Genomic DNA, 24,638 nt, shown 5'->3' with positions numbered 1-24,638 from the left:
GCTAGGAACCGCTTGTTTCCCAAGAGCCCGAGCGGCGTGAACGGTTCGTTACCGGCACCTCACCCGCACCCCACGTGGACGCCGCGTCCCAGGCCCCCCGCCGCACGTGCCCGGTCGCCCGCCGAGCCCTGACGGAGCACGGCGTCGTCGTCGCGCGCCGCGAGATGGTCGACCGGGGCGTCGCCGGCATCGAAGACGAGATGAACATGGGTGTCTATCAGCCCCGGCAGGATCCAGGCGTCCGCGCCGTGGTCGATGACCTCGGCACCCTCCGGGGGCCGGGCACCGGTCGTGTCGACGGCCTTGATCCGGCCGTCCTCGACCAGCACCGTGCCGGGCCCCAGCGCCGTCGTTCCGTCGAACAGGCCACCGGCCCGCAGTGCCTTCAGCATCGGCCCGTCCCTTCGTCCGGCTCCGGGAAACGGGCACAGGGATGCGCCGCACGCCTCCCGGGCGATTGACCGTGCCATCCATCGAACCCGCCCACCCCGCAGGCGGCCCTCCCCCGATCGGCCGACCCGGCGCCTGAAGCGACCGTCGGCCGGACGGTTCGGCGGTCCGCGGCCGGGATCAGGGCCGGCGTCAGGCCCGTACGCGCGTCAGTCGTGCCGTGAAGGACGGTGCGGGAAGGTCTTTCACCAGGGCGATCGGTACGGTCGGGGCGTCCGGTCCGCTGCCCACCGTCACCGCACCGACCGTGGTACCGGCCTTCGCTCCGTGTGGCGGGGGTGTGCCGTGGTCGCCGAGCGTGACGCCCAGCTGTTGGCCGGGAGTCCCGAGCGCGTTGAGGTCTTCGGTCGCGGCGACCGGTGTCCGGCCGCCCAGCTTGTCGTCGATGTAGCCGACGACCTGGCCCTTCCTGATGACGGTGGCCGATGTCAGGGCGTTGCGGACAGCGTCGATGATCTTCTTGCTGTTGTCCTGGACCAGGACGAGGCTGTTGGAGCCGTAGGGATCGGCTCCTTGGACGTGCTGGTCCAGCATGGTGCCGAGGATCAGCCGGTCCTTCCCGGCCACCGTCTTGTAGGCCGCCCAGGAGAGGGTTCCGCCGGCCGCGGTGTTGGAGCCGGTCTTGATCCCCCGCACGCTCGAACCGGACAGGAGGAGACGGTCGTTGTTGTTGTTGATCCGCTGGGGAAGGCCCGGAATATCGGCGTTGGGCATGGCGACGACCTGGCGGAAGGCATCGAACTTCATCACCGCCTCGGCCAGCTTCAGCTGGTCGACCGCGGTGCTGACGGTTCCCTGGTCCAGGCCGCTCGGATCGGTGTAGGTCGTGTTCGCCAGTCCCAGCTCCCGCGCGGTGTCGTTCATCTTCGTGACGAAGGCCGTCTCGGAGTCGGAGGCGGTGTCCCAGCGCGCGAGCAGCCGGGCGACGTTGTTGCCCGAGGGGATCATCAGCATCCTGAGCATGTCCTGCTCGCTGAACTGCTGTCCCACCGTGAGTCCCTCGATGCGCGACTCGTCCTTCGCCGTGCCCTCCTGAACCGCCTTCGCGTCGACCGTGATCTGCGGCCCGCTGTCGTCCCTGTCTTTCAGGGGGTGGTCCCGCAGCACTATGTAGGCCGTCATGACCTTGGCCACGCTGGCGGTGGGAACGGGCTTCTGCTCGCCGAAGGCTCCGACGGTGCCCGACCCGGCGACGGTGACCGCGGCCTGTCCGTGCTCCGGCCACGGCGGGGAGAACGCGTCGCCCGGGAACGAGAACGACGACTGCGCGTCAACACCCACCAGGGCCAGGGCCGGGAGGGGCCGCAGCTCCTGGACGACCCCGAGAGCGGTACCCAGTGCCACCACCGGTGCCCCGTAGATCGCGGTCCTCCGCACCAGCCCGCGCCGTGCGGTCCGGCGCGGCGCGTTCGTGCAGCCGGGACTCCCGCTGTCCCTCGACACGGCAGGCTCCGACGAGCCGTGGGCGCCGAAAAGGTCGTTCGCCATGGTTGTCTGCTCCTCCTCAGTACCGGTGTGCGGAGTCGGATCGCTCGGGCGTGAGCACTCCACGGCGGCCCGGAGGCGTATCCATGGTGTGTCTTCTCTCCGCTTCTGCAGGCCACCGGCACAGTGGTGCCCTTTTCAGGACATCTGGGTCTGTTCTTCCCTTATCGGGACGCAGCTCCACGCGAATCCGTTCCCGGCTGCCCCAGGTCCGCCCGTCCACACCGCCGATCCACCCACCCCCTGGTGCCCGGTCCGGCCATCGCGGGGCAGGAAAGCCCCGGTCGCCGGACGGGAGGCCCAACGCCGATCAGGGCGCCGAGTCGGGCACATCCGGACTCTTCGCGAATGCCTCGGTGGGTGTCATGGGGATGCCGTCCAGGTTGGCGGTTCGGAAGGTGCTGACCTGGGCGCAGCCGCTGGAGTCGTCGGCAGTCGCGGGGTTGGCGCTGCTCAGCGCCGTCCGGGGGTCGACCGGTGCGGGCGCTGAGGGGGTGAAGGGTGCGGACGGTGGCACGGCGGAGGGCTCGGCGGTGGGGGTGGTCGCCGTGGAGGGGGCCTGGGTCGCGGCGGCGGAGTCGTCTCCGCTGCCGGTGGTCAGCGGCTGGTCGTTGATGATCGTGGTGAAGAGGTTCTTCGCGGCCGGGGAGACCAGGACGCGGTTGGGATTCGAGGGGTCGGGCTGGTTCTGCATGGTGGCGAAGGTGATCCGGTCCATGGGCACCTTGTTGAGGTCGTCCGCCAGGCCCACCAACTGCGTGATGCTCTTGAGGCCGTCATCGACCGTCAGCGCCTTGGTGGCGGCGTTCGCCAGCGAGAGGACGGCGGCCGGGTTGGTCATGGTCCCGGCGCTCTTGAGCTGGCGGACCATCGAGCCGAGGAACATGTGCTGGGCCACCGTGCGCCCCAGGTCGCCGCCGTCACCGAAGCCGTGGCGCGTGCGGACGAACTGCAGCGCGGACATGCCCTGGAGGGTGTGGGTGCCCTTCGTCAGCTTGAGGTGCGAGTCGGGATCGTAGACGTTGTCACTCACGCAGACGGGCACGCCGCCGATCGCGTCCGACATCTGCACGACGCCGGTGAAGTCGACCATCATGAAGTGGTCGATGGGTATGCCGGTCACCTGGTGCACGGCGGCCACCGCGCAGCCCGGCCCGTAGTCCAGGGTGCTGTTGATCTGCCCGAACCGCGCCTTCATCGATGTCTTCTTCTGGCTGTCGGTGCAGGCCGGCAGGTCGGTCATGGTGTCGCGCGGGATGCTCAGCACCGTGGCGTTGCTGCGGTCCGCCGAGACGTGCAGCACCATCTGGACGTCGGCGTTGGCGCCGGGGCCGCAGTCGCCGCCGATCGCGCAGTCGGCCGCGTTGTCACGGCTGTCGGAGCCGATCAGCAGGATGTTGATCGGGGTGCGGCCGAAGGCGTCGGGCTTCTCGTGTCCCGCGTCGCCCGAGGTGCCGGCGAAGAGCGGCGCGTGCTTGATGTTGCCGTTCAGCTTCTCGTAGAGGTAGCCGAAGGCCCCGGCGGTCACCAGGACCAGGCCGGCCGTGGTGCAGGCCAGGATCCGCAGGCCCCGGCGCCTGGGTTTCCTCCTGCTCCTGCGCGCCGCCGCCCGGCCACCGCCCGCCTCGGCGCTCTGCGTACCGCGGTGCACACAGTGCCTGCCGCCCGAGGCGCTCGCTGGTGTGTTCGTCATGCCCGCCCATCCTCGTTCGTCGACCGGTCCGGCCTGCACAGCGCGGTGGGCCGGACCGCTCGCCCACCGGCCGAGGGAGCGAGGTGCTGGTGATGGCACCCCGCTCCCCCTGGCGTCGGCTCAGACCTGGTAGCGGCCAGGGGCGAGCAGGTGCAGGTGCTCGGCGACCCGGTCCGAGGTCCGCTGCAGCCCCTCGGCCAGGTCGACCCGGGGCTGCCAGCCGGCCAGGCGCACCAGAGTGCTGCCGATGAAGCCCTCGGCGCCGGTGACGAGCATCGTGCGCCCGCTCCAGTCGTGCGTGGTGATGGGGCTGTCCATGGGGAACTCCGTACTGTGCGGGTCGGGTTGGCGGTTCACTGGGACCAGGCGGAGGGCAGCCAGGAGGAGTGGCAGTCGGCGGGCGCCACCGGGTAGGGCACGGGGGTCTGGCCGATGGTGCGCAGGACCTTGGCGGCGAGCAGGTCGGCTGCCTGGGCGTGGGTGCCGGGGTCGGCGGCGCGGCTCATGGTGAGCAGGCGGGTGGGGTCGGCGAGCAGTGGTTCGATGAGGGTGGCGAGTGCGTCGCCGGTGCAGGCGTGGTCGGGGAGGAGGAGGCCGGCGCCGGCGCCGGAGAGGACGCGGGCGTTGTGTGTCTGGTGGTCGTGGGGTGCGTGGGGGTAGGGCACCAGGACGGCGGGCAGGCCCACGCTTGCGAGTTCGGCGACGGTGGCGGAGCCGGCGCGGCAGATCATCAGGTCGGCGGCCGCGTAGGCGAGGTCCATCCGGTCCAGGTAGGGCACGGCGACGGCCACCGGGTTGTCGGCCAGTCGGGTGCGGACCTCGTCGAGCGTGGCCGGGCCGGTCTTGATCAGCAGGCGCAGGTCGCTGCGGTGGCGCCAGCGGGCGGCCAGTTCGACGGCGGCCTCGGTCAGGCGGGCGGCGCCGAGGCTGCCACCGTTGAAGACCACCAGCCGCACACCCTCCGGCACCCCGAACCACCGGCGGGCCTGGGCCCGCAGCGCGCCCCGGTCGAGCCCGGCCACCGCGCCCACCAGCGGCATGCCGACCGTCTCCGCCCGCACGCCGGCCGGCAGGTGGGCGCGGGTGCGGTCGAAGGCGAGGGCGATGTGCGGGGTGAGCCGGGCCGCGAAGCGGTTCGCCCGCCCGGGCACCGCGTTCGACTCGTGGATCACGCTGGGAAGCCCGGCGAGCCGGGCCCCCACGATCACCGGCGCACTCGGGTAGCCGCCCATCCCGACCGCCACCTGCGCACCCTGTGCGCGCAGGATCTCCCGGCACTGCCGCCCCGAACTCAGCAGCGCGGCGGGCAGCAGGTAGCGGCGCAGACCGAGCGACGCGTCGAACGGGATCATGTCCACCGTGTGCAACCGGTAGCCCGCCTCGGGGATCAGCCGGGTCTCCAGCCCGCGCTCGGTGCCCACGAACGAGATCACCGCTCCCGGATCGGCCCGCCGCAGCGCCTCGGCCAGGGCCAGGCCCGGATAGATGTGCCCACCGGTGCCACCGGCACCAATCACCACCGACAGGGGTCGGTCCTCGCGCTCTGTCCTCATGCCCAGCAGCCTGCTGGGACGGTCTAAGAGACTTCTCAGAGGACGTCAAGTCCGTTTCTGGATGACCTGGTGTCGCCCGTCCGTGTGTACGGAGCTGTTCGAGCCGACTCGCATGTCGTGAGCATGATGGGGTCGGGGTATGGCACGGATGCCGTACTCAACGGACTCGTCGGACGGGCAGTGGGCCTTGATCGAGCCGCTGGTCAGCGCCTGGAAGCAGGAGCGGTGTCGCGGTCGGCGACCGGGGACCGCGGCGCCCCGCTCCCCGGGGGCAGCCCGAATGGCTCGCCGACTACCGGCTGATGACTACGCGTCCGGCCCCCCGGGGGCCCAGCGGCTCGATCAGGGCCCACAGCTCGTCGTCCCCGATCCACGGCTTCTTGCTCAACCATCACGAACGGACGCATCGTCACATCGGTAACGTCCCACCAGCAACGATCAGCAAGTTCCTGTTAGAGCTCTTACGACGTGGTGCGCGATTGGGGTCGGGACGTGTCGGCCAGGCGGGTTGTCTGATGGGTGATCATCTCTCGGCGGCGCGGTCGGAGACGAGGCTGGCTATGGCTGTGTAGGTCTCGCCGAAGTCTTCGCGGCGGCCGAGGAAGCGTTGCAGGGTGCGCCACTGCTTGTGCTCGGCGTTGGCGTGCTCCACACAGCTCCGCTCCGAGGACTGCTGATGGCGCTCCGCGTACCAGGCGGCGACTTCCTCCGGTGTCGCGTCCTTCTTCGGTTTGAGTGGCGGGGCCTGGACCCGGCCTGGAAATTCCTTGGCCAGACCCCGGTATCCGGCGGCGACCTTGGCTTTGACCTGTGGGAACTGCTCGAACAGGTCGGCGATGCCCTCGGTGCGCACCGCTGTCTGGTCGTGCATCCGGCCGGGGCGGAACGCGCCGGCCCACAGGGTGCGGCCATCGCCGTCGGTGACGACGGTGGCCTTCTTGGTGTTCATCTTCTTCTTGCCCGAGACGAGCGCGCGTCGGCCGGGCTTGTTGAAGCGCGGGCGGCGGACCTGGACCTCGGTCCCGTCCAGCCGCAGTTCGACGCCCTCGGCCGCCGCACAGGCGAAGACGTCCGCCAAGGTGCGAAGTCGCAGTTCGGGGTGTCCCTTGACGGCGCAGCCGCGCGCCGCGAGCAGCGGTCTGATCTCGCGGATCGCGCGGGTGACCGTGGAGCGGTCCACCCGATACGGCTCCACCAGGGCCGCGTGGGGGAGCTGGAAGCGCAGCGCCACCAGGGTCACGACGATCCGGTCGACGAACACCAGATGGTGATCGGGACCGGCCCCGGGTGCCCGCAGCCGCTCATGGCCACGGCGTTCACGCAGCCAGGACTCCTCGGTGGCCGTCCAGGCACCGGCGAGTTCGGCGACGAGTATGCCGAGTCGCCGAGGGTGGAGCCCGGTGAAGATACGCTTGGACAAGGCCGTGCGGCCCGGGTGTTGCGTCATAACACCACCCCACCGCACGGCCTTCATCGTGTGCAGGCAATGCCGTGCTCCACACCCTAAACGTCCACTGGGGCGGGTGAAGCGGTCGAGTGTGGATCTTCAGGCTTCGCCGCGGGCTGCCCGTAGGCGTTCGCCGCGCAGGCCCACGCAGTCCAATGCCCAAAAGGTCTCGGAGTAGACAAAGGTGCCCGTCATCCACGGCTCGTGTGCGGATAGCTGGACGACCTGGAAGGCACCGTCTGGATAGCGCAGCGACGGCGCACGGAAACCTGCCGCTTCGGCGGCCTGGAAGCCGCGCTTGCCGTAGTAGCGAGGCGACCCCTCCAGGAAGACCAGGGGAACACCCTGACTGTCGGCTGCCGCGAGGGCGTGCTGGATGAGCTGGGTGCCGATGCCCTGGTGCTGGAACGCCGGGAGTACACCCAGCGGTGACAGGGACAGGACGTCCACAATCCGGGGCGGGGCGTCCAGCCGGGCCGCGCTCAGCATGACGTGGCCGACGACCCGGTCATCGAGGGTGGCGACGAAGGACATTGGTGCCAACGCAGCATTGGCAACGCGAAGTGCCTCCACGAGCCCAGGGACCCGCTCGCTGTCACCGAAGGCGAGCGCATGGACCTCGCGCACGTCCCCGTGGTCGCCATCCGCCTCCTGACGGATAACCAACTCAGCACTGTCGGAACTGGTTCGGGGGCCCTTCGGCGCAACACGGGACGTCATGACCGCGAGGGTAGCCCGTGCGGCAGGACGTGCGCGAGGCAATTGCGCACCACGCCGTTAGGGCGTGCAGATCTTTAACTCGCTGAGTTGATCTTGATTTGAGGGGCTTCGAGCCTGAGGAAGGCAGTGATGTCGCCTGGTGTTTGGAAGCGAGCAGTAGAGGCGGCGGTGCGGTGGCCGTGCGCTTCCAGGAGTGGGCGGACTTCCTGATTGGCTCGGCTGATGGTCACTTTGGTGACGCCGAAGAGTTGGCCGAGCAGTTCCGTGGTGGCGAGTTTGCGCAGGTGGAGCACGGTGGCCAGGATGCGGTCCGCGGGGGTGAGCTTGGGCTTGGCGCCCGCTCCGGGAGCCAGGAGGCGTTCGTGGCCGCGGCGCATGTGCAGCGTCGCCTCGCGTTGTGCCTGAAGCGCGGGTGTCAGTGTGTCGATCAGTTCGCTCAGTTGCCGGCGAGTCATCCCGGTCAATTCGGGGTGTCCCAGGTCCCACGCCGTCAGCGGCTGCGGATTGGTGGGAGGAGCCTCCTCGCCTGATCTGCCGGAGAGGTCCGCGCCGTGGTCCGGGCAGGGGTGGAGGGTGTAGTTCCAGTCGCCGTGGAAGCGATGTCGTGTGATTGGCAGGGCGGCGATCTCCTCGTCGCTGACCCGGATGCCGGTGGGGTACTGGTCGGCGACGAGTTCGGCGTGCACGGTCAGGCCGGTCTTGGTGGTGGTCGCGGCGATACTCTGGATGATCACTTCATGGCTGGTCAGGGGTCTGCCGCGCCAGTTCATGGTGATATGGGAGAACAGCCGGTGCTCGATCCGGTTCCACTTCGATGTTCCGGGACAATGCCGTTGCTTGACTCAGTGAACTATCGCTGGTTGCAGGGTGATGACCTTGGGTGTGACGCGCCGTGTCGGCTGCCGGTCTCGGGTGTTGATCCGATAGGAGAGCTTCGAGGAGTACTTGGAGTCCGGCCGCTTGAGATGCCGGTCCGCCTCGCGTAGACGCCTGGCGCCGTTGTCGAGCTTGCGGCGCGCCTTCGCCGCCAGCACGGCCAGGAACTCCTTGATCTTCGTGGGTGTGTCCGCGCACTGCCGGATCACACTGCGTCGGGTGTGCTTGAGGACCTTGACGAACGAGATCCGGTCGGGATCGATGCCGTTGTCGTCGGCCAGGCGCACGATGACTCGCGTGAGGCAGTGGTGCACGACCAGGTGCGCCCAGACCTCCTGCCGTACCAGCTGCGGGTCCGCTGAGCGCAGGACCTCGGCCGGCCCGCGCTGGAACGTCTTGATCTGCCGGAACGCCGACTCCGCCTCCCACCTGGCGTGGTAGAGCCGGGCCAGCTCCGCCGCCGGATACGCAATCGGGTCCAGCAGATCGGTCAGCAGCCGGACCACCTCGCCGTCGTCAACGCGGTACTCGATCACCCGCACGGTCACCCCGCCCGGATGCGAGGCTCGTTGGCCGGCCAGGCTCATCTTCGCCAGATAGGTCCCGTCGGGCAGATACTCGACCGGCCGGTGCGCCACCGGTGACCGGGCCCGGATCAGCAGGTGGGCCCCGGCCCCGAGATATGCCTTCCACAACTCGACCCCGGGGAAGCCCCGGTCCATGATGACCAGTATCTTGCTCGCCGAGGGCGCCAGATCGATCGCCAACTCCCTTTCACCGCCGTTGAATCCACCCACGGCCGCGTCGATCTGCGCGTGCGTGCCACACTCGGTCAACGTCACCACCCTCACCTGAGGGAATCCGGCCGCTTGGCCGTTCTTGGTCGGACCGCCGAACGTGGCCCGGTTCGCCTTCGTGTCCGGCGCGTCCAGCACGAACCCGTCCACCGCGGCCAGCCGCATCCCGCGGTAGAAGGAGCCCTCTGGGCCGACCGAAGCCAAGGGGCCGGCCAACTCGCGGAACAAGGTCTCCAGGACCTGCGGCCCCAGGCGGGTGCGCGCCCGAGCGAATGAGGACTTGTTCGGGACGCTGGCACTCAACTCCGGCACATTGCATACCAGTTGCTCGGCGACGTCGTCATAGGAGTCCTGCTGGAACAGCGCCAGGGCAAGCGTGAAGTAGACCATGAACCCAGCAGGAAGCGCGCCGGGCTTCTTGTCCCGGACCCCGCACCTCTCCAGCACTTCGGCGACCAGCTCCGGCGTCACCCACCGGGTCACCACCCCCAGCCGCACCTGATCGGACAACCCCACCCACGGATGCATGCCAGGCCCAACGACCGTGCCACCCCGACGTCACGAACTGCTTGACGAGTTCAAGCAACGGCATTGTGTTCCGGGAGGAAGGTGGCAGACGGTGATCGCCAGGCCGGACTCGGCGGCGATCCGCGCGAGTTCGGTCTTCCAGGTGCGGGTGCGGTAGCCGTGCCTTGGTGGGTGTGGGCCTGCTGGTTGAGGTAGTGGAACTGGGCGTCCCTGTCGGGGTGTTGTCTGCCCTCCAGGGTCTTGGCATTGCTCTGCAGGCTGAAGCCCTCCTCGCGCAGGAGATCGCCCACTGTGTCTGCGGAGATCCGGTGGCCCTGGCGGGTCAGTTCCCCGGCGAGGTTCCGCGTCGATTTGGTGGTCCAGCGCAGCGGTGGCATCGGGTCTCCGCGCATGTCCGGCTCGACCAGTGCGAGCAGCGCGGTTCGAAGGGTAGGGTCCAGATCCACGATCCGCTTACGGCCGCCTCCTGCTCTGCGTACTCGCCCCAGCGGACCCTGGCCAGAGTCGAGTTCCCGCACTCCGAGCGACACAGTGGCCTCCCGGACGCCGGCGGCACGGGCGACCGTCGTGATCCCACCGTGACCGAGCGACCGGGCCTCCGCCCCCATCAGCAGACGCCGCTGCCGTTCATCGAGATGCGGCAGGATCGCCGCGAACTTGGCTGCCAACACGGCCCGTTGCACATCCAACTCGCTCATACCAGATCAACGATCCACCGGGTGGGAAGCCACGGGTTATAGATCTGCACGCCCTTACAGTAGCTCCTCTTATTTCCATGGTGGTTTGACGCCACGTCGGAGTAGGGTGTGGCTACCGAAGGCACTTCGCGAACCGGCCCCGCTGCTGGTTTCGTCTCCGGAGATCGACGATCCCGGGCCCGTGTGAGTGGACCCGGAGACGGGTCCACGTCATGACTGTCACCCTCGACCGCGTGCAACCCACTGAAACGCCCGCACTGGCCGCCACGGAACCGACACTTCGGCTCTCGCTCACCCCCGACGGTACCGCCCCTGGCCGACTGGACGGCGCCTGGTGGCCACGTTCGCACGATCTCCTCATCGAACTTCCTTTGCTGGTAGCTGAACTGGACGAGCGGTGGGGACGCGTCACACGCGTCGTGCTGAATCCCACCCACTGGCCGGTGATCCCCCATCTGATCCCGGTCGCCGGCCACGTGGTCCGCTGCGGCTGGTTCCGCCAGGAGCAGGACGAGAACGAAGTCATGGTGCGCCCCTACGCGGTGCGGCGCCTGGACCTGCTGGTGGTGCCGCCGCAGACCGGCGAGGCCGAGGCCGGGATGCTGATGAGTGCTGCGGCCGGTCCCACGAACGCCCGGACAGCGAGCGAACTGCTCGCGCAGCGGCCGGCGGACATGCGCCGTCCTCACCGGCAGGGCGGCAGCGCAGAGCCTGTCGAGGGATCGGACAGCCGAGGCAGTCGAGACTTCTGAGCACCTCGGACCGCTCCTCTGCTCGCTGTTCGTGCCCCGACACGGCCAGCAGCCTTGGGCGCACCTCCTCCAGGTCCGGCAACGACCGCACAACGCAGACGCCGTGGAGCAGTAGTTGCACCAGGACGGCGACAACGGGTTCGTGATGCCAGGCGTGTACAGGAAGCCCGAGGGCTCGGCGGCGTGCTGGACCGCGCGCGAGCGGACGGAGGCTGAGCGGACCCGACGCGGGACACCCTCGTAGCGGTCGGCGTTCCGGGCAATCCGCGGGGCCGGCGGCCGCGAATCCAGACCGTCTCTGCCCGCTGCCGTACCCAGGAGGTTTTCATGTTCAGCTGCCGACCGGGCGGCAGGCCCCGGCTGTCGAGTGCGGCCGGGTGTGCCACCTGTTGCGGAGGGGCGGGCTGGTGAACGCCGTCGTGTACCTGTCGGGTCCCCGGTACCGGGGCCCGGACCTGAAGGAACTGGTGGCCAAGGCGGCGCTCGGCGACCAGGAGGCGTTCTCCCGGCTGTATGACGCGGTGGCGGGCCCGGTGCTGGGACTGGTGCGGCGGGTGCTTCGCGATCCGGCGCAGTCGGAGGAGGTCGCGCAGGAGGTGATGTTCGAGCTGTGGCGCACGGCTGCCCGGTACGAGCCGCAGCGCGGCGAGGTGATGTCGTGGGTGCTGACGATGGCGCACCGGCGTGCGGTGGACCGGGTGCGGGCGGCGCAGGCGGCCGCGGACCGGGAGCAGAAAGTGGCCGCTCGCTCGCACACGCCCGCCTTCGACGAGGTCGCCGAGCACGTCGAGGGCCGGCTGGAGCGCGAGCAGGTCCGCCGGTGCCTGGAGTCGCTGACGCAGCTTCAGCGCGAATCGGTCACCCTGGCGTACTACCGGGGGTACACCTACCCTGAGGTAGCCGAGCTGCTGGGCACCCCGCTCGGCACCGTCAAGACCCGGATGCGGGACGGGCTGATCCGCCTGCGCGACTGCCTGGGGGTTGGATCATGACTGCGGCACCCGACCTGCACACCCTCACCGGCGCCTTCGCGACGCACGCCCTGCCCGAGGAGGAGCGCGTCGCGTTCGAACGGCACCTCGTCCAGTGCCCGGCCTGCGCCCAGGAAGTCGCCGAGTTCGAGGCGACCGTGGCCCGGCTCGGGGCCGCCGAGGCGGTGGAGCCGACGCCCGTTCTCAAGGCCCGGGTGATGGCCGGCGTCAGGGAGATCCGCCAGCTCCCGCCGCTGACCTCGCCCGCCGACCGTCCCCGGCGCACATCGCGCCTGGCGCGCCAGTGGCCCAAGCTCGCCCTGGCCGCGTGCCTGGCCCTGGCCGCCGGACTGGGCGCCCTCGCCGTTCAGCAGCACGACGAGGTGACCCGGGCACAGGCCCAGGCGAGCCGTCTGCGCGCGCAGCAGGGCGCCGTCACGAGCCTGCTGACCGCCCCGGACGCCCGGACCTCCACCACAGCTGCCGGCTCGGCCGTCGCCACGGTGGTGTGGTCAGCCGACCGCGGGCAGGCGGCGTTCCTTGCCACCGGCATGCCCGCTCTCCCCCAGGGCCGCACCTACGAGCTGTGGTTCAACGACGCCGGCACGATGCGTCCGGCCGGTCTGCTGCCGGCGAGCAGCGGACAGATGCTGCTCACCGGCCGGATCGACGGCGCCAGCGGGGTCGGCGTGACCGAGGAACCCTCCGGCGGCTCGGCCCATCCCACGGGGCAGCCACTCGTGCTGCTGCCGCTCACCTGACCCGGTCCACCGCTTCCATCCGGGTGCCGACGGCGTCCTGATTGCGTCCGTCGGCCCGCGCGAGCTCCGCCATCCCTCCGCCGTCGTCATCCCGACGAGCCGGGGGAAGCCCGCGTGGCACCTGCGGCGCGTGCCGAGTGACTGGGAGGCGAAGGTGTCAGGAGCGCGGTACGGCGCCGCAACCGCGCTCTGCGGCTGCGACTCTACGACCAGTGGTGCTCGGTGACTTCGCATCCGCGGATGGTGCGGTCGGCGTCCGGTGGAGCCCGGGCCAGGAGTTCGCCGACCTGTGCCCGGAGGATCTGCACCCCAAGGCGCTGGTCACCCGGACCTCGACGACAGCCCCGCCCGAACCAGGATGGCTTCAGGTGTCGCCGTCCATGAACGCTCGCAAGCGCGTCAGACCGTCGCGCACCCGGGACTTGGCGGTGCCCAGTGGCACGCGCAGCAGTTCGGCGATCTCCTGGTGGGAGAGGCCGTGGTAGTAGGCCATGACGACGGCCTGCCGCTGAAGGGCGGTGAGTTGCTGGAGGCAGTCGCGGACCTGCTGATGCCCGAGCCGTTGCTCGACCTGTTCGCTGACGTGGTCGAAAGGAGTGTTGTGATCCAGCACGGCTGCGCGCAGGTCGCGGTCGACGGCGGCGCGCACCGTGCGGACACGGTCGACGGCACGGCGGTGGGCGATGGTCGCGATCCAGGCCATCGCGCTGCCCCGGGCCGGCTGGAAGCGGTGGGCCTTGCCCCAGATCTCCAGGAGTACTTCCTGGACGACTTCCTGGGTGTGCCCGCGGTCGCGCACGACGCGCAGCACGATCAGGAACAGCGCGGCGCCCACGGCGTCATGCAGGAGGTTGAAGGCCGCAGGGTCGCCGTCGGCGACCCGGATGATCAACCCCTCGATCGTGTCACACGGAGGATCTGATGGTGTCTCGGAAGTCAATGACTGCTCACGGGATCGGTGGCGCCGGCCCGCTGAAGTGCCTCCCGGCTCACCCGGGTGCGCGGGCTGGTGTTCGACCCAGCGGGATCCCCGAACGGGCGGCATCCGGGCCAGGGCGGTGGCCGTGGGGCCGGTACCGGGGCGTGGAACGCGTCCGGAGGCGAGATCGGGCACGGCGGACTGACGTTCGGCTCACAGGGGTACTGCGGCCCCGCGGCCAGGCGACAAGAACGGACAGGGCGAGGATGGCGATGCCCTGCGCCCACGCGGCGGCGGCCTTGTCGCTGGACCAGATGGGTTCGTACATGTTCGGCAGCGGACCGATGGCACCGATGCCGGTGCGGCGGTGGACGAGGATCGCGGCCAGGCCGGCCGCCGCGACCAGCAGCGCGACGATGTCACCGGGGCGCCTGCGCCGGCGGAGCACGAGCAGGGCCGACAGGACGGCGGCTGCGGCTGCGGCGCGGAAGAGGTCGCCTTCGCCGACCGTCGCGGAGACGGTGTCGTACTGCCCGGCCGGACGGGCGTGGACGGCGGCGTCGACAGCGAGGCCGGCTGCCGCCACGAGACGAGGGCCCCTCGCACCACCGGGATGGAGGACGGACGGCTGGGGTGTGGGGCGGGCACGTGGGCCTCCGCACGGAAGGGACCGGCGGCTGCCGGTCAGCTGACGGTGAGGGTGGCGTGCATGTACTGGTGGATGCTGCAGATGTAGGGGTAACTGCCGGCCTTGGCCGGAGCGGTGAAGGTCGCGGAGGCTCCGCCGCCGATGGCCTTCGTGTCGAAGGACTTGTCGTCGGCGGTGACGGTGTGCGGGGTGGAGTCCTCGTTCACCACGGTGATGCTCCGCCCCGGGTGCACGGTGAGGTCGGCCGGCCGGAACTGGAAGTCCTTGATGGTGATCCGGGTACCGGCAGATGCCGGGGTCGACGAAGCCACGCCCGTGCCGTTGGACGCGGAAGGGCTGGATGAGCAGGCACCGAGCGCAAGGATCAGCAGGGCTCCGGCGAAGGCACAGCGAAGGCGTACGGCGGTCACAGAAGGTATCCGTTCGGAAGGCGGAATGGTGCGGGCCCGGGCGCGAGGGAGTCGACGTTTCGCGCCCGGGCCCGCACCGGTCTTCGGGCGGCCCTGGTCAGACGGTGAGCAGGGAGGGGCTGGCGGCCTTGTCGACGGGCAGGAAGTCGTCGGGGACCGGGTACTGCCCGAGCACGTAGTTGAGGATCGCGGCGTGCATCGCCTCCACCGGGGCGATGGTGGCGGCGGTGGCGATGCCTGCGGGGCTGGTCACGCTGTAGGTCGCGAACAGGTAGGTCTGCGCGGCCTGGTCCTCCAGTGACAGGGCCAGTTTGGCGACGGTGCCCACGTCGGTGGCGGCGTTCAGGGCCTGCAGGGTGGCGGGCTGGTTGGACAGCGGCACAGTGGTGATGGCGGGTTTGCCGGCACCGGTCAACACGGCGTTCCACGCCTTGGCGTGGTCGGCGTGCTGGGCCTGCGCGGTGGTGATGAAGGTGCCCACCGCCGGCGGCACGGTGCCGAGCTTGCCGGCCTTGGCGGCGTCCAGGGCGGCCTGGTAGGCGCCGACCGCCTGGTTCTCCAGCGCGGTGGCCAGAGCGACGACCCTCAGGTCGCCGGTGTACTGCCCGGACGCCGAGTCCGAGGCCGGCATCGATGTACCGGAGGAGCCCGCTGAACCGCCGGACTTGCTGCTGGAGCACGCCGCGAGGGTGAGTGCGACCGCCGCGCCGCCGGCCCCGAGCAGGAATCGGCGCCGGCCCGCCTCGCGCGGCGCGTCGTTCCGGCGGGCCCGGATCTCCTCCGTCAGGTCGACGGCGGCCGCGCGCATCGCGGGCAGCGTCTCCTGGTGCACGTCGTGCATGTCCCGCGTCAGCCGGGCCAGTTCGCCCTCGCTGATGGGGAGTTCCCAGCCGCCCTTGGTCGTTGTCACTGCACGGCCCCTTCGCTGATCGGGGAAGCGTTGTCGGTCTTGTAGAACGAGTCGGGGAACCCGACGCTGCCGGCCGCAGCGGGCAGCTTGGCCGGGTCGACCGGGATGGTGACCAGGTCGGCGGCATCGCCGGCGAGCAGCGCCTGCACGGCCAGCAGGGTGGCCCGGTGCTGGGCTTCCACCGGGGCGACGGAGGCGAACAGCTTGCGCAGTTGCGCGTCGGAGACCTGCGAGACGTTCTTGGTGTACGTCTGGGCCGCCACGTCCTCCAGTGTGATGGCGAGCTTCACCACGTCGGCCGGACCCTGGATGGTCGGCAGTGCCTGGTCGACCACGGCCTTGTACTTCGGGTCCGGGTTGTTCTGGGCCTTGCCGCCGGCCTGGGTGGCGGCGGCGTTGAACGCCTGCGCGTGGGCCTGGTGCTGCTGCGTGGTCTTCGTGATGAAGGCGGCCACCGTGGCGTTGCCGTTCTTGATGAACGGCAGGCCGGCGGCGGTCTGGTAGACGCTCACCGCCAGGTTCTCGATCGAGGCGGCCGTCTGCAGCGCCATGATGTCGTCCGCCATGGAACCCGAGGGCGAGGCGTTGTCGGCGGAGGCGCGCGAGGCGCCCCACAGCGCGGCCAGGCCGCCCGCGCCGGCGATCAGGCCGCCGCGCTGCCACCAGCGGCGCCGGAGGGGCTCGACCGCCTGCCCGAAGTCGATCAGCGCCCCGCGGGTGATCCGCAACGCGTCGCTGTTCAAGTCCTCGGACTGCTCGGTGAGTTCCTCGAGCAGCCCGGTGTCGATGTGCTCTGAAGGCATCATGCTCCCGTCCCGGGCCGGAGCCCGCAGCTCGCGGGCTCGTACGTCCTGCCTTCGGCGCCACCGAGGAACCGGCTTGCCCGAGATCTTCGCGTTCACCCGCACGGGTGACCCTCCCCCGCTGCACCGCCTGCCGGACGGCGACCGGAAGGCCGGTGAGCCGGCGCGGCCCCCGTCGGGCAGCAGGTGGGCGGCGGGGCTTCGGCCTGAGTTCCGAAGCCCCGCCCGATGACACCGCGCCGATCGGAGCCGGACCGGCTGGGCGCACACCGACTCTTCGCACTCGCGCTCCCACCGGATCGCCGCCGTGGACGGCTTCCACCCGGATGGGCCAGCCGGGCCCGTTCCCGGAGGCGGGGACACCGCCGGCCGTGCCTGGCAGGCGGTTACCCCTGCCAGGTCGAAGACCTCCCTGCTGGACGCTCAGCTGTGGTCGGCCGGCGGGTGGTTCTTGCGGTGGATGACGGGGGCCAGGCGAGGACCACGGCCGCGTGGTCGGCGGCCAGTGCCTGCCAGTGGCGGGCACCGCGGAGCATGGCGTGCCCGCCGCCCGGCATCGGGACGCACTGGACGTCGGCTCCGGCGGTGGCAGCCCGGCGGGCGAAGTCCCAGGTCTGCGCGGCGGAGGTGACGCGGTCGGCCTCGTCATGCAGGAAGACGGCGGCCTTACCGTGCAGGTGGGCCACCCTTTCTGTGGGTGGGCACCAGGGTGCCAGGGCGATCACCCCGCGCACTGTGTCGTGTTCAGCGGCGTTCAGGGCCGCGCGCCCGCCCATCGAGTGCCCGATCAGGACCACGGGGATCCCTGGGGCACGTGCTGACAGTTCCTCAAGGGCCTGGAGCGCGTCGTGCGCGGGGTGGGCGTGATTCCCGTTCCAGCCCCGGTAACGGTAGCGGACCGACGTGATCAGGACCTGGCGCCCCCACGGTCGCCGGCCGATCTCCGACGCGAAGGGGCGCATCCGAAGCCTGGCCAGGCTGAACCTGGGCACCGGTTGCAGGCTGTCCGCCCTGCCACCGTGCAGCAGCAGCACGGCTGCCGCGGGCCGCTCGGGTACGCGGTGCACCCGCAGGCGGCTCCCCGGCGGCGGGAGCCTCTCCGGCACGCGGTCAGCTCCTTCGCCGGGGGCGGCGGGTGCCGGTGTGGCGGTCGCGGGTTCACTGGGCACAGGGCATCAGGTCATCGACGTGGTGGGCGGGGAAGGAAGCTGCTGGTACGGGCGACGTATGCGTCCCATCCCGGCTTGGTGGTACTGAGTTGACGCTCCAGCAGCGGTCTGCCGCTGCCGAACGCCAGCAGGTAGGTCATCAGCACGGGGGTGAGGACGAACGCCCAGCCGATCGGTTCGGCCGCGGCGAGCAGGAAGAGCCCCCACCAGACGCAGGCGTCGCCGAAGTAGTTGGGGTGTCGGGTCCACGCCCACAGCCCACGGTCCATCACCTTCCCGCGATTGGCCGGGTCGGTCCTGAAGCGGGCCAACTGCCAGTCCCCCACGGTCTCGAAGACCATGCCGGCCAGCCACAGGCCCACCGCGGCGAAGGCGAGCGGGCCGAGCGGGACGGTCAGGTACTGGGCGGCCTGGACCGGCAGGGAGACGAACCAGACGATCGCGGCCTGCAGCAGGTACACCGTGCGCAGCGCGTAGGCGTCGCGCCGCCCGGCCGGGGCCTTGGCCAGCAGGCGGTCGTAGCGCGGGTCCTCGCCGTGGCCCCGCGAACGCCACCCGATGTGCGCCGACAGCCGCAGACCCCACACCGTGACCAGGACGGTCACCAGCAGGCGTCGGCCCGGGTCGCCGTGGCCGGCGGACAGCGCGTACCCGGTCCAGGCGACGGCGGTGAAAGCCAGGCCCCAGGCGACGTCGACGCCGCGGTGCCGGCCGGTTCGCACGCCGACCGCGAAGGCGGCCAGCAGGACGGCCGAAGCCGCGCCGGTCGTGGCGGCGAGGTTGACGGCGAAGGCACCGGCGTTCACGGCCGCCCCTGGTACCAGGCGGCCGGAGTCGCCGGGGCGCCGCTCGTACCGTCCTGGCCGGGCCGGACGGCGAGGATCTGGTCCACGCCCATCCGCCGCTCGGCGAAGGCCAGTGAGCTGCCGGCCAGGTAGAGCTGCCACAGCCGCACCGTCGGCTCCCCGACCAGGGCGGTGAACTCCGCGCGGCGCTCGCGCAGGTTGTCGTACCAGGCGTCGATGGTGCGGGCGTAGTGCTCGCGCAGCGCCTCGACGTTGCGCACCTCCAGGCCGGCGGCTTCCAGCAGGGCGACCGTCTCGCCGACCGGGCGCATGTGCATGTCGGGGGCGATGTAGGTCTCGATGAACGCGCCGCCGCCGGGCGCCACCGCGCCGCGGGACATCTGCTGGACCAGCAGGCGGCCCTGCGGGCGCAGCATGCCGTGGAGACGGCGGGCGAAGGCGGGGTACTGCTGGTCGCCGACGTGCTCTCCCATCTCGACGCAGCTGACCGCGTCGTACTGGCCGGCCGGGATCTCCCGGTAGTCGCGCAGCAGCACGGACACCCGGTCGCCGACTCCGGCGGCCGCCACGGCCGAGGTGGCGAAGGCGTGCTGACGCTCGGACAGGGTGACCGCGGTGACCTGCGCGCCGAAGGCGCGGGCGGCGTGCACGGCCAGGGCTCCCCAGCCGCAGCCCACGTCCAGCAGGCGGCTGCCGGGGTGCAGGTCGAGCTTGCGGCAGATCAGGTCGAACTTGGCCTCCTGGGCGGTCTGCAGGCTGTCCTCCTCGGGCGTCCAGTAGGCGCAGGAGTAGGCCGTCGCCGGGCCGAGCAGCAGGGCGTAGAACTCGTTCGACAGGTCGTAGTGATGGCTGATCACCGCCCGGTCCCGGGACCGGCTGTGCAGCGTCCCGCGCACCCGGGCCCGGCCCGAGGAGAGCGCGGGGCGCGGCCCGAGGGCGCCGAGCCGGGTGGCGGTGGCGAGCAGCCGTGGCCAGTCCCGCACGCCTGGGCGGACCGGGCCGTGTCCGGCCAGGGCTCGGCGCACCTGCGACAGGGCCGGGGCGAGGTCGCCCTCGACGTCGAGGTCGGCGCTGATGTAGGCATCCGCCAGGCCGAGTTCGCCCGGCTGCCAGAGCAGGCGGCGCAGCGCACGGCGGTTGCGCAGCACCACCGTTGGCACATCGCCGGCCGGACCGGCGGTCGAGCCGTCCCATGCCCTGAGGCGGAAGGGCAGCGGGCGCTGCAACAGGTCGGCGAGGAGGCCGGCGAGCTGGGCTGCGGCAGTCATCGGGTGCGCTCCGGGCGGGTGAGGAGGATCTGCTGGACGTCGAGGTAGCCGGTGCGGAACCCGGCCTCGGAGTAGGCGAGGTAGAGCTCCCACATGCGCTGGAACACCTGGTCGAAGCCCAGGGCACCGACCTCGTCGGCGTGGTCGGTGAAGCGCTCGCGCCACAGCCGCAGGGTCTCGGCGTAGTGCGGGCCGAAGGAGTCGCAGACCGCCACCCGCAGGCCGGTGTACCGGTCGGTGGTCTGCCGGATCGCCTCCAGGGAGGGGATCTGGCCGCCGGGGAAGATGTACTTGAGGATCCAGGTGTAGGTGCCGCTGCTGGCCAGCATCCGCTGGTGCGGCATGGTGATGGCCTGCAGCGCCGCCCGCCCTCCCGGAGCCAGCACGCGGTCGATGGTGGCGAAGTAGGCGGGCCAGAACGGCCGGCCGACCGCCTCGATCATCTCCACGCTCACCACCGCGTCGAACTCGCCTTCGGCGGCCCGGTAGTCGCACAGCCGCACCTCGACGCGGTCCGCGAGGCCGGCGTCGGCGATCCGGCGGCGGGCCAGCGCGAGTTGCTCCTCGGACAGGGTGAGGCTGACCACCCGGGCCCCGCGGGCGGCCGCGCGGATCGCCAGCTCGCCCCAGCCGGTGCCGATCTCCAGCACCCGGCTGCCCACCCCGACCCGGGCCAGATCCAGCAGCCGGTCGATCTTGCGGTGCTGCGCGGCTGCCAGACTCTCCCAGGAGGCGACCGGAGCCTCGCCCGGACCGGTCGGGAAGAGGGCCGAGGAGTAGGACAGAGTCGGGTCCAGGAAGAGCGCGAACAGCTCGTTGGACAGGTCGTAGTGCCGGTGGATGTTCGTACGGGCGTTGTCCGGAGTACTCACTTCGGTGGCCGGAGTCCGCTGCACGTAGAGGCGGCGCAGCCACTGCGCGCCGGTCGGCACCAGCGTCTCGGGCGCGGTCGCCAGCTCGGTGAGCAGCGCCACCAGGTCGGGTGAGTCCCACTCGCCGGCCTGGTAGGACTCACCGAAGCCGATGAGCCCGCTTTCGCCCACCCGGTGGAAGAAGGCGTCCGGCCGGTGCAGGCGCAGCACCGGCGCTGTGGCGGGGGCAGGTTCGAGCAGGCGGCCGTGCGGCAGTTGGACCCGCACGCCCCGTCGGCGGGCGATGCGCCGCAGCAGGCGCCGCGCCACCGCCGCCTTGAGCGGCACGCGGGGCACGCGGGCCACGTCGGGCCAGTGGCGCGGATCCGCCGACGCGAACGCACTGGGTGCGAGGGCTTCAGCGTGCACGGTCATGATGGCGGAACCTCTTCCTGGGAGTGTGGTCGGGGCGGGGCTGGAGGGGCAGGCCGCGCAGCCGGAGCCGGATGCCCTGGCAGCGGATGTGGGTGCCGACCGCCAGGGTGGACAGCGGGTGCCGCACGGCGGTCCGCAGCAGTTGCGTGCCGCCGACCGGCCGGCCGGCGGGCGCCGCGCACGGTCGCGGCGGACGGGCGGCCTCCGGCCCGTCCGAGGTGCACCCTGGGGGAGAGCCGTTCACCCGGCACGGGCAGCGCCGTCCGGTGGCGGCCGTCGACGGCGAAGAACGGGGAGACGTAGAACTCCTTGGTTGCATCGGTGCGGCCGCGCTCGTCGGTGTGCAGCAGGTAGCGGTGCCGCTCACCGTAGGTGGTGTGGACCTCGGCGACCGTGCACAGCGGAGCACAGGTGCCGCAGCCGGGGCAGCCGGTTGCGTGGTCACGGTGCGCTCACCCTGAGCAGGGCCTGGGCGGCGTCGAGGCCCGAGCGGCAGCCGTCCTCGTGGAAACCCCAGCCGTGGTACGCGCCGGCGAACGCCGTCCGCCCGGTGCTCAGTTCGGGCAGCCGGGCCTGGGCGGCGACGCTCTCACGGGTGTAGATCGGGTGCTCGTAGACGGTGCGGGAGACGACGTGCTCGTCCGCCACGGGCCGCTCGGGGTCCTCGTTGAGCGTCACCAGGTAGTCCTCGGCAGTGTCGAGGCCGAGCAGGCGGTTGAGGTGGTAGCTGACCTTCACGCCCGCGCCATCGCCCGCGCAGCCGGTCATCCGGTAGTTCCACGAAGCCCGGGCCCAGGCGGCCCGGGGCAGGTGGGCGACGTCGCGGTGCAGCACCGTGGGGTTGCGGGAGTACCGGAAGGCGCCCAGCACCTCCTTCTCGGCCCGGGTCGGGTCGGCAAGCAGCGCTAGCGCCTGGTCCGCGTGCGTGGCGATCACCACGGCGTCGGCCCCGGTGGTCCGTCCGTCGGCGCAGGTCACCGACACGCCGTCACTGTGGCGCCGGACAGCCCGCACCGGTGCTCCGCGGTGGACCGCGCTGAGCTGCTCGGCGATCCTCGCCACGTAGGTCTGCGAGCCGCCCACCACGGTGCGCCAGGTCGGCGAACCGAGGACGGAGAGCAAGCCGTGGTTGGCCAGGAACGCGAACAGGTAGCGCGCCGGGTACTCCCCCGTCAGGTCCGGGGCGCAGGACCACACCGCAGCCACCACCGGCGTCATGAAGTGCTCGACGAAGTAGCCGGAGAACCCTCCGGCCTCCAGGAACTCGCCCAGCGTCGGATCACCTGCCTGAGGATCGGCCAGCAGCGCGCGGGCCCGGCGGTGGAAGCGCGGCACCTCGGCCAGCATCCGCAGGTACGGCCCGCGCAGCAGCGCGCCCGGCCGGGCGATCAGCCCCGCCGGGCCACGCGCGCCCGCGTACTCCAGTCCGCACCCGTCGCAGCGCACCGACATGCTCATGTCGCTGTCGCGCGTGGCCACGCCGAGTTCGCGGAACAGGGCCACCAGATGCGGATAGGTCCGCTCGTTGTGCACCAGGAACCCGGTGTCGAGCGCCACCTCCCGGCCGTCCGCGCCCACCGCCGGCTGGGTGTGCGCGTGCCCACCCAGCCGGCCGTCGGCCTCGAACAACTCCACGGCGAGCCCCGCGCCCTGCAGCCGATAGGCAGCCGTCAGACCAGCCACCCCCGCCCCGACCACGGCCACGGTGCCGCGCCCCGCACGGCCGTCGCGCCACGACTGCTCCGCCCCGTGCCGGACGGTAACCGACATATCGCTCTCCCCTCGCGCGGGAGGCCGCACAAGGCCTTCCCGTCTCTGTACTCACTCCACCTTCGGAGCACGCGAGGGGGCAGATTGCCCCGAACGTGTTCCACGCCGAGCGCGCCCGCCGGTGCACGGGACCGGCAGCATCCCGCCGCGGTACTCACCAGCAGAGGTCGCTACAATGTCGTCAATACGATGACACGAGCCGAGTCAGCGAAAGAGTGACGACATGGATTCGCGGGATCCCCGTACGACCGGGGTGGGTCCGCCCTCGTTCCTGGCCGCCGCCGCAGCACTGGGCACGATGGACGCAGCCGCCCGCTCCGCCCGCCACGCACCCCAGGACGACGCAAGCCAGAACGACCCGCAGCAGGCCCTGTCCGCACTCCTGTTGCTGCGCCATCTTCGCCAGGAACTCGCAGGCTGGGAGACCGGCCTGATCGAGACCGCCCGTGGCGCAGGCGCCACCTGGGCCGACCTCGCCGAACCGATGGGCGTCCAGAGCCGCCAGGCCGCCGAACGCCGCTACCTGCGCATGCGCCCCGACACCGACGTCGGCACCGAGACGGGAAGCACCGGCGAGCAACGCGTCCAGGCCACACGCGACCAGCGCGCCGCCAACCGCGCGGTGACCGCCTGGGCCCGCGACAACGCCGCGAGCCTGCGCCGCCTCGCCGGGCAGATCGGAGCCCTGGACGACCTCACCACCTCGGCGGCCCCTGCCATAGGACGCCTGCTGGATGCGCTCGGCAACAACGACCCCGCCCGCCTGCTCGCCCCGCTCACCGAGACCCGGCCTTTCCTGGAAGCCCACCCGACAATCGCCGGCCGCCTCGATGAACTCACCGCACGAACCGACCAACTGCGCGCCGACAGCGGACGGCAGCGCCGCACACCCCCGGCACGCCCATGACCGCCCCGGCCGCGACCCCTCTCGGCCCGCGGCCCGGCACACCGCGGACCCGTCGCCGCCGTCGGCCTGCCCACACGTCTGCCCACGCGGAGCGCGATGTGACGCCCTGAATCCCCCGGCGTGAAGACGACCCGCTCCCCTGACCCGGTCCTCGCCCATGACTCCATCCGACCTGCAGCAGCTACTGATCACACGCGCCCCCCGCATACCGGGCATCGCCGACGCCGACAGGCGCAGCGACGACAGCCCCTACGGACTGACCGTGACCCTGGACAGCGGTGGGCAGGTGTGGTGGACCATCACCGGCGCCGGCGGCGCCGCCCCCACCCAGGCCGTCAGCGGCAATGCCGGCGAGGAGACGCAGCTGCCGGACCTGACAGGTCGCCCTGTCGCGGTGGCCCTCGTCGAACAGGCCCTGGTCGCCGCCGCCACGGCGGGCGATGCGTCCAGTGATGTCGTTCGGGTCGACCGGTACAGCACCCGCCCTGACCCGCCGGCGGTGCGCTACGGCGCCACGTTGGAGTGCCGCGACGGCTGGAAGCTCTTCCTGTCCTGCTACGGCACCGTTCACCCCGGCGCCGCCCACCCCGAGCAGCCCTACCAGCCCCTCAGCCATATCTGAACGCCCGGAGCCGGCCACGCTGCGCACATCCGGCCCCCGGCATCCCGACCCGACCGCCTTTTCACCGACCGAAAGACGCATCCGTGGCCGGCCCGACCGAGACGCTGGTGTTCCGGGCGGAGACCCGTCCCAGTCCGGACGGCCTACCGTGAGACCAGGTCCGGGACGACCTCACGCAGCCGGTCCGCGCTGATCGCCCCCGCGCGCACGAGTACGGGAGCCGTGCCGGTGATGTCCACGATCGAGGACGGCACGGCCGCCGGGGTCGCACCCGCGTCCAGGTAGACGGCCACGGCCTCACCGAGCATGCCCTGTGCGGCGCCACAGTCCTGCGGGGACGGGTGTCCGGTCAGGTCGGCGCCACCGCACCCACGGAACAGCCCGGCTC

Annotated in this window: 24 protein-coding genes and 4 pseudogenes; 5 read left to right on the top strand and 23 right to left on the bottom strand. The window is 71.4% G+C overall.

The window, feature by feature from the left end; translation table 11 throughout:
• Positions 1–59: 59 nt before the first annotated feature.
• The 11 genes and pseudogenes from OG294_RS37915 to OG294_RS37865 form a co-directional block, all read right to left on the bottom strand.
• A complete protein-coding gene (locus OG294_RS37915; RefSeq protein WP_327071119.1) occupies positions 60–392 on the bottom strand; it encodes a hypothetical protein in 333 nt (110 codons plus the stop codon).
• A 190-nt stretch (positions 393–582) separates the two neighbouring features.
• On the bottom strand, positions 583–1,938 hold the full coding sequence (locus OG294_RS37910; protein WP_327071118.1) for a D-alanyl-D-alanine carboxypeptidase family protein: 1,356 nt from the start codon (positions 1,936–1,938) through the stop codon (positions 583–585).
• 307 nt (positions 1,939–2,245) lie between these two features.
• Positions 2,246–3,628 carry an LCP family glycopolymer transferase gene (locus OG294_RS37905; RefSeq protein ID WP_327071117.1) on the bottom strand — a complete coding sequence of 461 codons (1,383 nt, stop codon included), beginning with the start codon at positions 3,626–3,628 and terminating at the stop codon, positions 2,246–2,248.
• 120 nt (positions 3,629–3,748) lie between these two features.
• Positions 3,749–3,946 carry a hypothetical protein gene (locus OG294_RS37900; RefSeq protein WP_327071116.1) on the bottom strand — a complete coding sequence of 66 codons (198 nt, stop codon included), beginning with the start codon at positions 3,944–3,946 and terminating at the stop codon, positions 3,749–3,751.
• 35 nt (positions 3,947–3,981) lie between these two features.
• Positions 3,982–5,181: a UDP-N-acetylglucosamine--N-acetylmuramyl-(pentapeptide) pyrophosphoryl-undecaprenol N-acetylglucosamine transferase gene (locus tag OG294_RS37895; RefSeq protein ID WP_327071115.1), complete on the bottom strand. Its 1,200-nt coding sequence runs from the start codon at positions 5,179–5,181 to the stop codon at positions 3,982–3,984.
• Positions 5,182–5,704: 523 nt separating this feature from the next.
• Positions 5,705–6,628 carry a transposase family protein gene (locus tag OG294_RS37885; protein ID WP_327071114.1) on the bottom strand — a complete coding sequence of 308 codons (924 nt, stop codon included), beginning with the start codon at positions 6,626–6,628 and terminating at the stop codon, positions 5,705–5,707.
• A gap of 99 nt (positions 6,629–6,727) precedes the next feature.
• On the bottom strand, positions 6,728–7,348 hold the full coding sequence (locus OG294_RS37880) for a GNAT family N-acetyltransferase (RefSeq protein ID WP_327071113.1): 621 nt from the start codon (positions 7,346–7,348) through the stop codon (positions 6,728–6,730).
• A 74-nt stretch (positions 7,349–7,422) separates the two neighbouring features.
• Positions 7,423–8,172, bottom strand: a pseudogene (locus tag OG294_RS37875) (ISAzo13-like element transposase-related protein); the annotation flags it as partial.
• Between the two features lie 18 nt (positions 8,173–8,190).
• Complete coding sequence (locus OG294_RS37870; RefSeq protein WP_327071112.1) at positions 8,191–9,537, bottom strand: IS4 family transposase; 1,347 nt, start codon at positions 9,535–9,537, stop codon at positions 8,191–8,193.
• Between the two features lie 42 nt (positions 9,538–9,579).
• Positions 9,580–9,669 (bottom strand): hypothetical protein, encoded by a 90-nt coding sequence (locus tag OG294_RS41280; protein WP_442789388.1) that lies wholly within the window; start codon positions 9,667–9,669, stop codon positions 9,580–9,582.
• Positions 9,670–9,713: 44 nt separating this feature from the next.
• A pseudogene (locus OG294_RS37865) lies at positions 9,714–10,247 on the bottom strand (ISAzo13-like element transposase-related protein); the annotation flags it as partial.
• 212 nt (positions 10,248–10,459) lie between these two features.
• On the opposite strand from OG294_RS37865, the gene OG294_RS37860 reads away from it, so the two are divergent.
• The 3 genes from OG294_RS37860 (at position 10,460) to OG294_RS37850 (ending at position 12,731) form a co-directional block, all read left to right on the top strand.
• Entirely contained in the window at positions 10,460–10,999 is a 540-nt protein-coding gene (locus OG294_RS37860; protein WP_327071111.1) for a DUF5994 family protein, read from the top strand.
• A gap of 407 nt (positions 11,000–11,406) precedes the next feature.
• Positions 11,407–11,991, top strand: coding sequence for a sigma-70 family RNA polymerase sigma factor (locus OG294_RS37855; RefSeq protein WP_327071110.1), 585 nt, complete (start codon positions 11,407–11,409; stop codon positions 11,989–11,991).
• A complete protein-coding gene (locus tag OG294_RS37850; protein ID WP_327071109.1) occupies positions 11,988–12,731 on the top strand; it encodes an anti-sigma factor in 744 nt (247 codons plus the stop codon). The genes OG294_RS37855 and OG294_RS37850 overlap by 4 nt, the downstream gene beginning before the upstream one ends.
• A 364-nt stretch (positions 12,732–13,095) precedes the next feature.
• Here OG294_RS37850 and sigK read toward each other — a convergent pair whose 3' ends face one another.
• From sigK to OG294_RS37795, 11 genes and pseudogenes are all read right to left on the bottom strand, one after another.
• A complete protein-coding gene (sigK, locus tag OG294_RS37845) occupies positions 13,096–13,671 on the bottom strand; it encodes an ECF RNA polymerase sigma factor SigK (protein WP_327071107.1) in 576 nt (191 codons plus the stop codon).
• A gap of 49 nt (positions 13,672–13,720) precedes the next feature.
• Positions 13,721–14,236, bottom strand: a complete 516-nt coding sequence (locus OG294_RS37840; RefSeq protein WP_327071106.1) for a hypothetical protein — start codon at positions 14,234–14,236, stop codon at positions 13,721–13,723.
• 98 nt (positions 14,237–14,334) lie between these two features.
• Complete coding sequence (locus OG294_RS37835; RefSeq protein WP_327071105.1) at positions 14,335–14,709, bottom strand: cupredoxin domain-containing protein; 375 nt, start codon at positions 14,707–14,709, stop codon at positions 14,335–14,337.
• Between the two features lie 97 nt (positions 14,710–14,806).
• Positions 14,807–15,619 carry a ferritin-like domain-containing protein gene (locus tag OG294_RS37830; protein WP_327071104.1) on the bottom strand — a complete coding sequence of 271 codons (813 nt, stop codon included), beginning with the start codon at positions 15,617–15,619 and terminating at the stop codon, positions 14,807–14,809.
• Positions 15,616–16,422 carry a ferritin-like domain-containing protein gene (locus OG294_RS37825; RefSeq protein WP_327071103.1) on the bottom strand — a complete coding sequence of 269 codons (807 nt, stop codon included), beginning with the start codon at positions 16,420–16,422 and terminating at the stop codon, positions 15,616–15,618. The genes OG294_RS37830 and OG294_RS37825 overlap by 4 nt, the downstream gene beginning before the upstream one ends.
• 386 nt (positions 16,423–16,808) lie before the next feature.
• Positions 16,809–17,528, bottom strand: a complete 720-nt coding sequence (locus OG294_RS37820; RefSeq protein WP_327071102.1) for an alpha/beta hydrolase — start codon at positions 17,526–17,528, stop codon at positions 16,809–16,811.
• A gap of 74 nt (positions 17,529–17,602) precedes the next feature.
• Complete coding sequence (locus tag OG294_RS37815) at positions 17,603–18,397, bottom strand: DUF1295 domain-containing protein (RefSeq protein WP_327071101.1); 795 nt, start codon at positions 18,395–18,397, stop codon at positions 17,603–17,605.
• The gene (locus tag OG294_RS37810; RefSeq protein ID WP_327071100.1) at positions 18,394–19,665 is read right to left on the bottom strand and encodes a cyclopropane-fatty-acyl-phospholipid synthase family protein; all 1,272 of its coding nucleotides are present in this window, start codon (positions 19,663–19,665) and stop codon (positions 18,394–18,396) included. Before OG294_RS37810 ends, OG294_RS37815 begins: the two co-directional genes overlap by 4 nt.
• A complete protein-coding gene (locus OG294_RS37805) occupies positions 19,662–20,951 on the bottom strand; it encodes a cyclopropane-fatty-acyl-phospholipid synthase family protein (protein WP_327071099.1) in 1,290 nt (429 codons plus the stop codon). Before OG294_RS37805 ends, OG294_RS37810 begins: the two co-directional genes overlap by 4 nt.
• A pseudogene (locus OG294_RS37800) lies at positions 20,935–21,358 on the bottom strand (DUF1365 family protein); the annotation flags it as partial. The pseudogene OG294_RS37800 and the gene OG294_RS37805, both read right to left, overlap by 17 nt.
• Positions 21,359–21,392: 34 nt before the next feature.
• Complete coding sequence (locus tag OG294_RS37795) at positions 21,393–22,721, bottom strand: NAD(P)/FAD-dependent oxidoreductase (RefSeq protein ID WP_327071098.1); 1,329 nt, start codon at positions 22,719–22,721, stop codon at positions 21,393–21,395.
• Between the two features lie 223 nt (positions 22,722–22,944).
• On the opposite strand from OG294_RS37795, the gene OG294_RS37790 reads away from it, so the two are divergent.
• Positions 22,945–23,628, top strand: a complete 684-nt coding sequence (locus OG294_RS37790) for a hypothetical protein (RefSeq protein ID WP_327071097.1) — start codon at positions 22,945–22,947, stop codon at positions 23,626–23,628.
• A gap of 157 nt (positions 23,629–23,785) precedes the next feature.
• Positions 23,786–24,250, top strand: coding sequence for a hypothetical protein (locus OG294_RS37785; RefSeq protein ID WP_327071096.1), 465 nt, complete (start codon positions 23,786–23,788; stop codon positions 24,248–24,250).
• A gap of 143 nt (positions 24,251–24,393) precedes the next feature.
• Here the strand turns inward: OG294_RS37785 and OG294_RS37780 are convergent.
• Positions 24,394–24,609 (bottom strand): annotated as a pseudogene (locus OG294_RS37780) (L-threonylcarbamoyladenylate synthase); the annotation flags it as partial.
• Positions 24,610–24,638 lie beyond the last annotated feature (29 nt).

The sequence above is a fragment of the Kitasatospora sp. NBC_01302 genome (assembly GCF_035976515.1).
Lineage (GTDB): Bacteria > Actinomycetota > Actinomycetes > Streptomycetales > Streptomycetaceae > Kitasatospora.
This window is presented reverse-complemented; position numbering and strand designations above follow the sequence as displayed.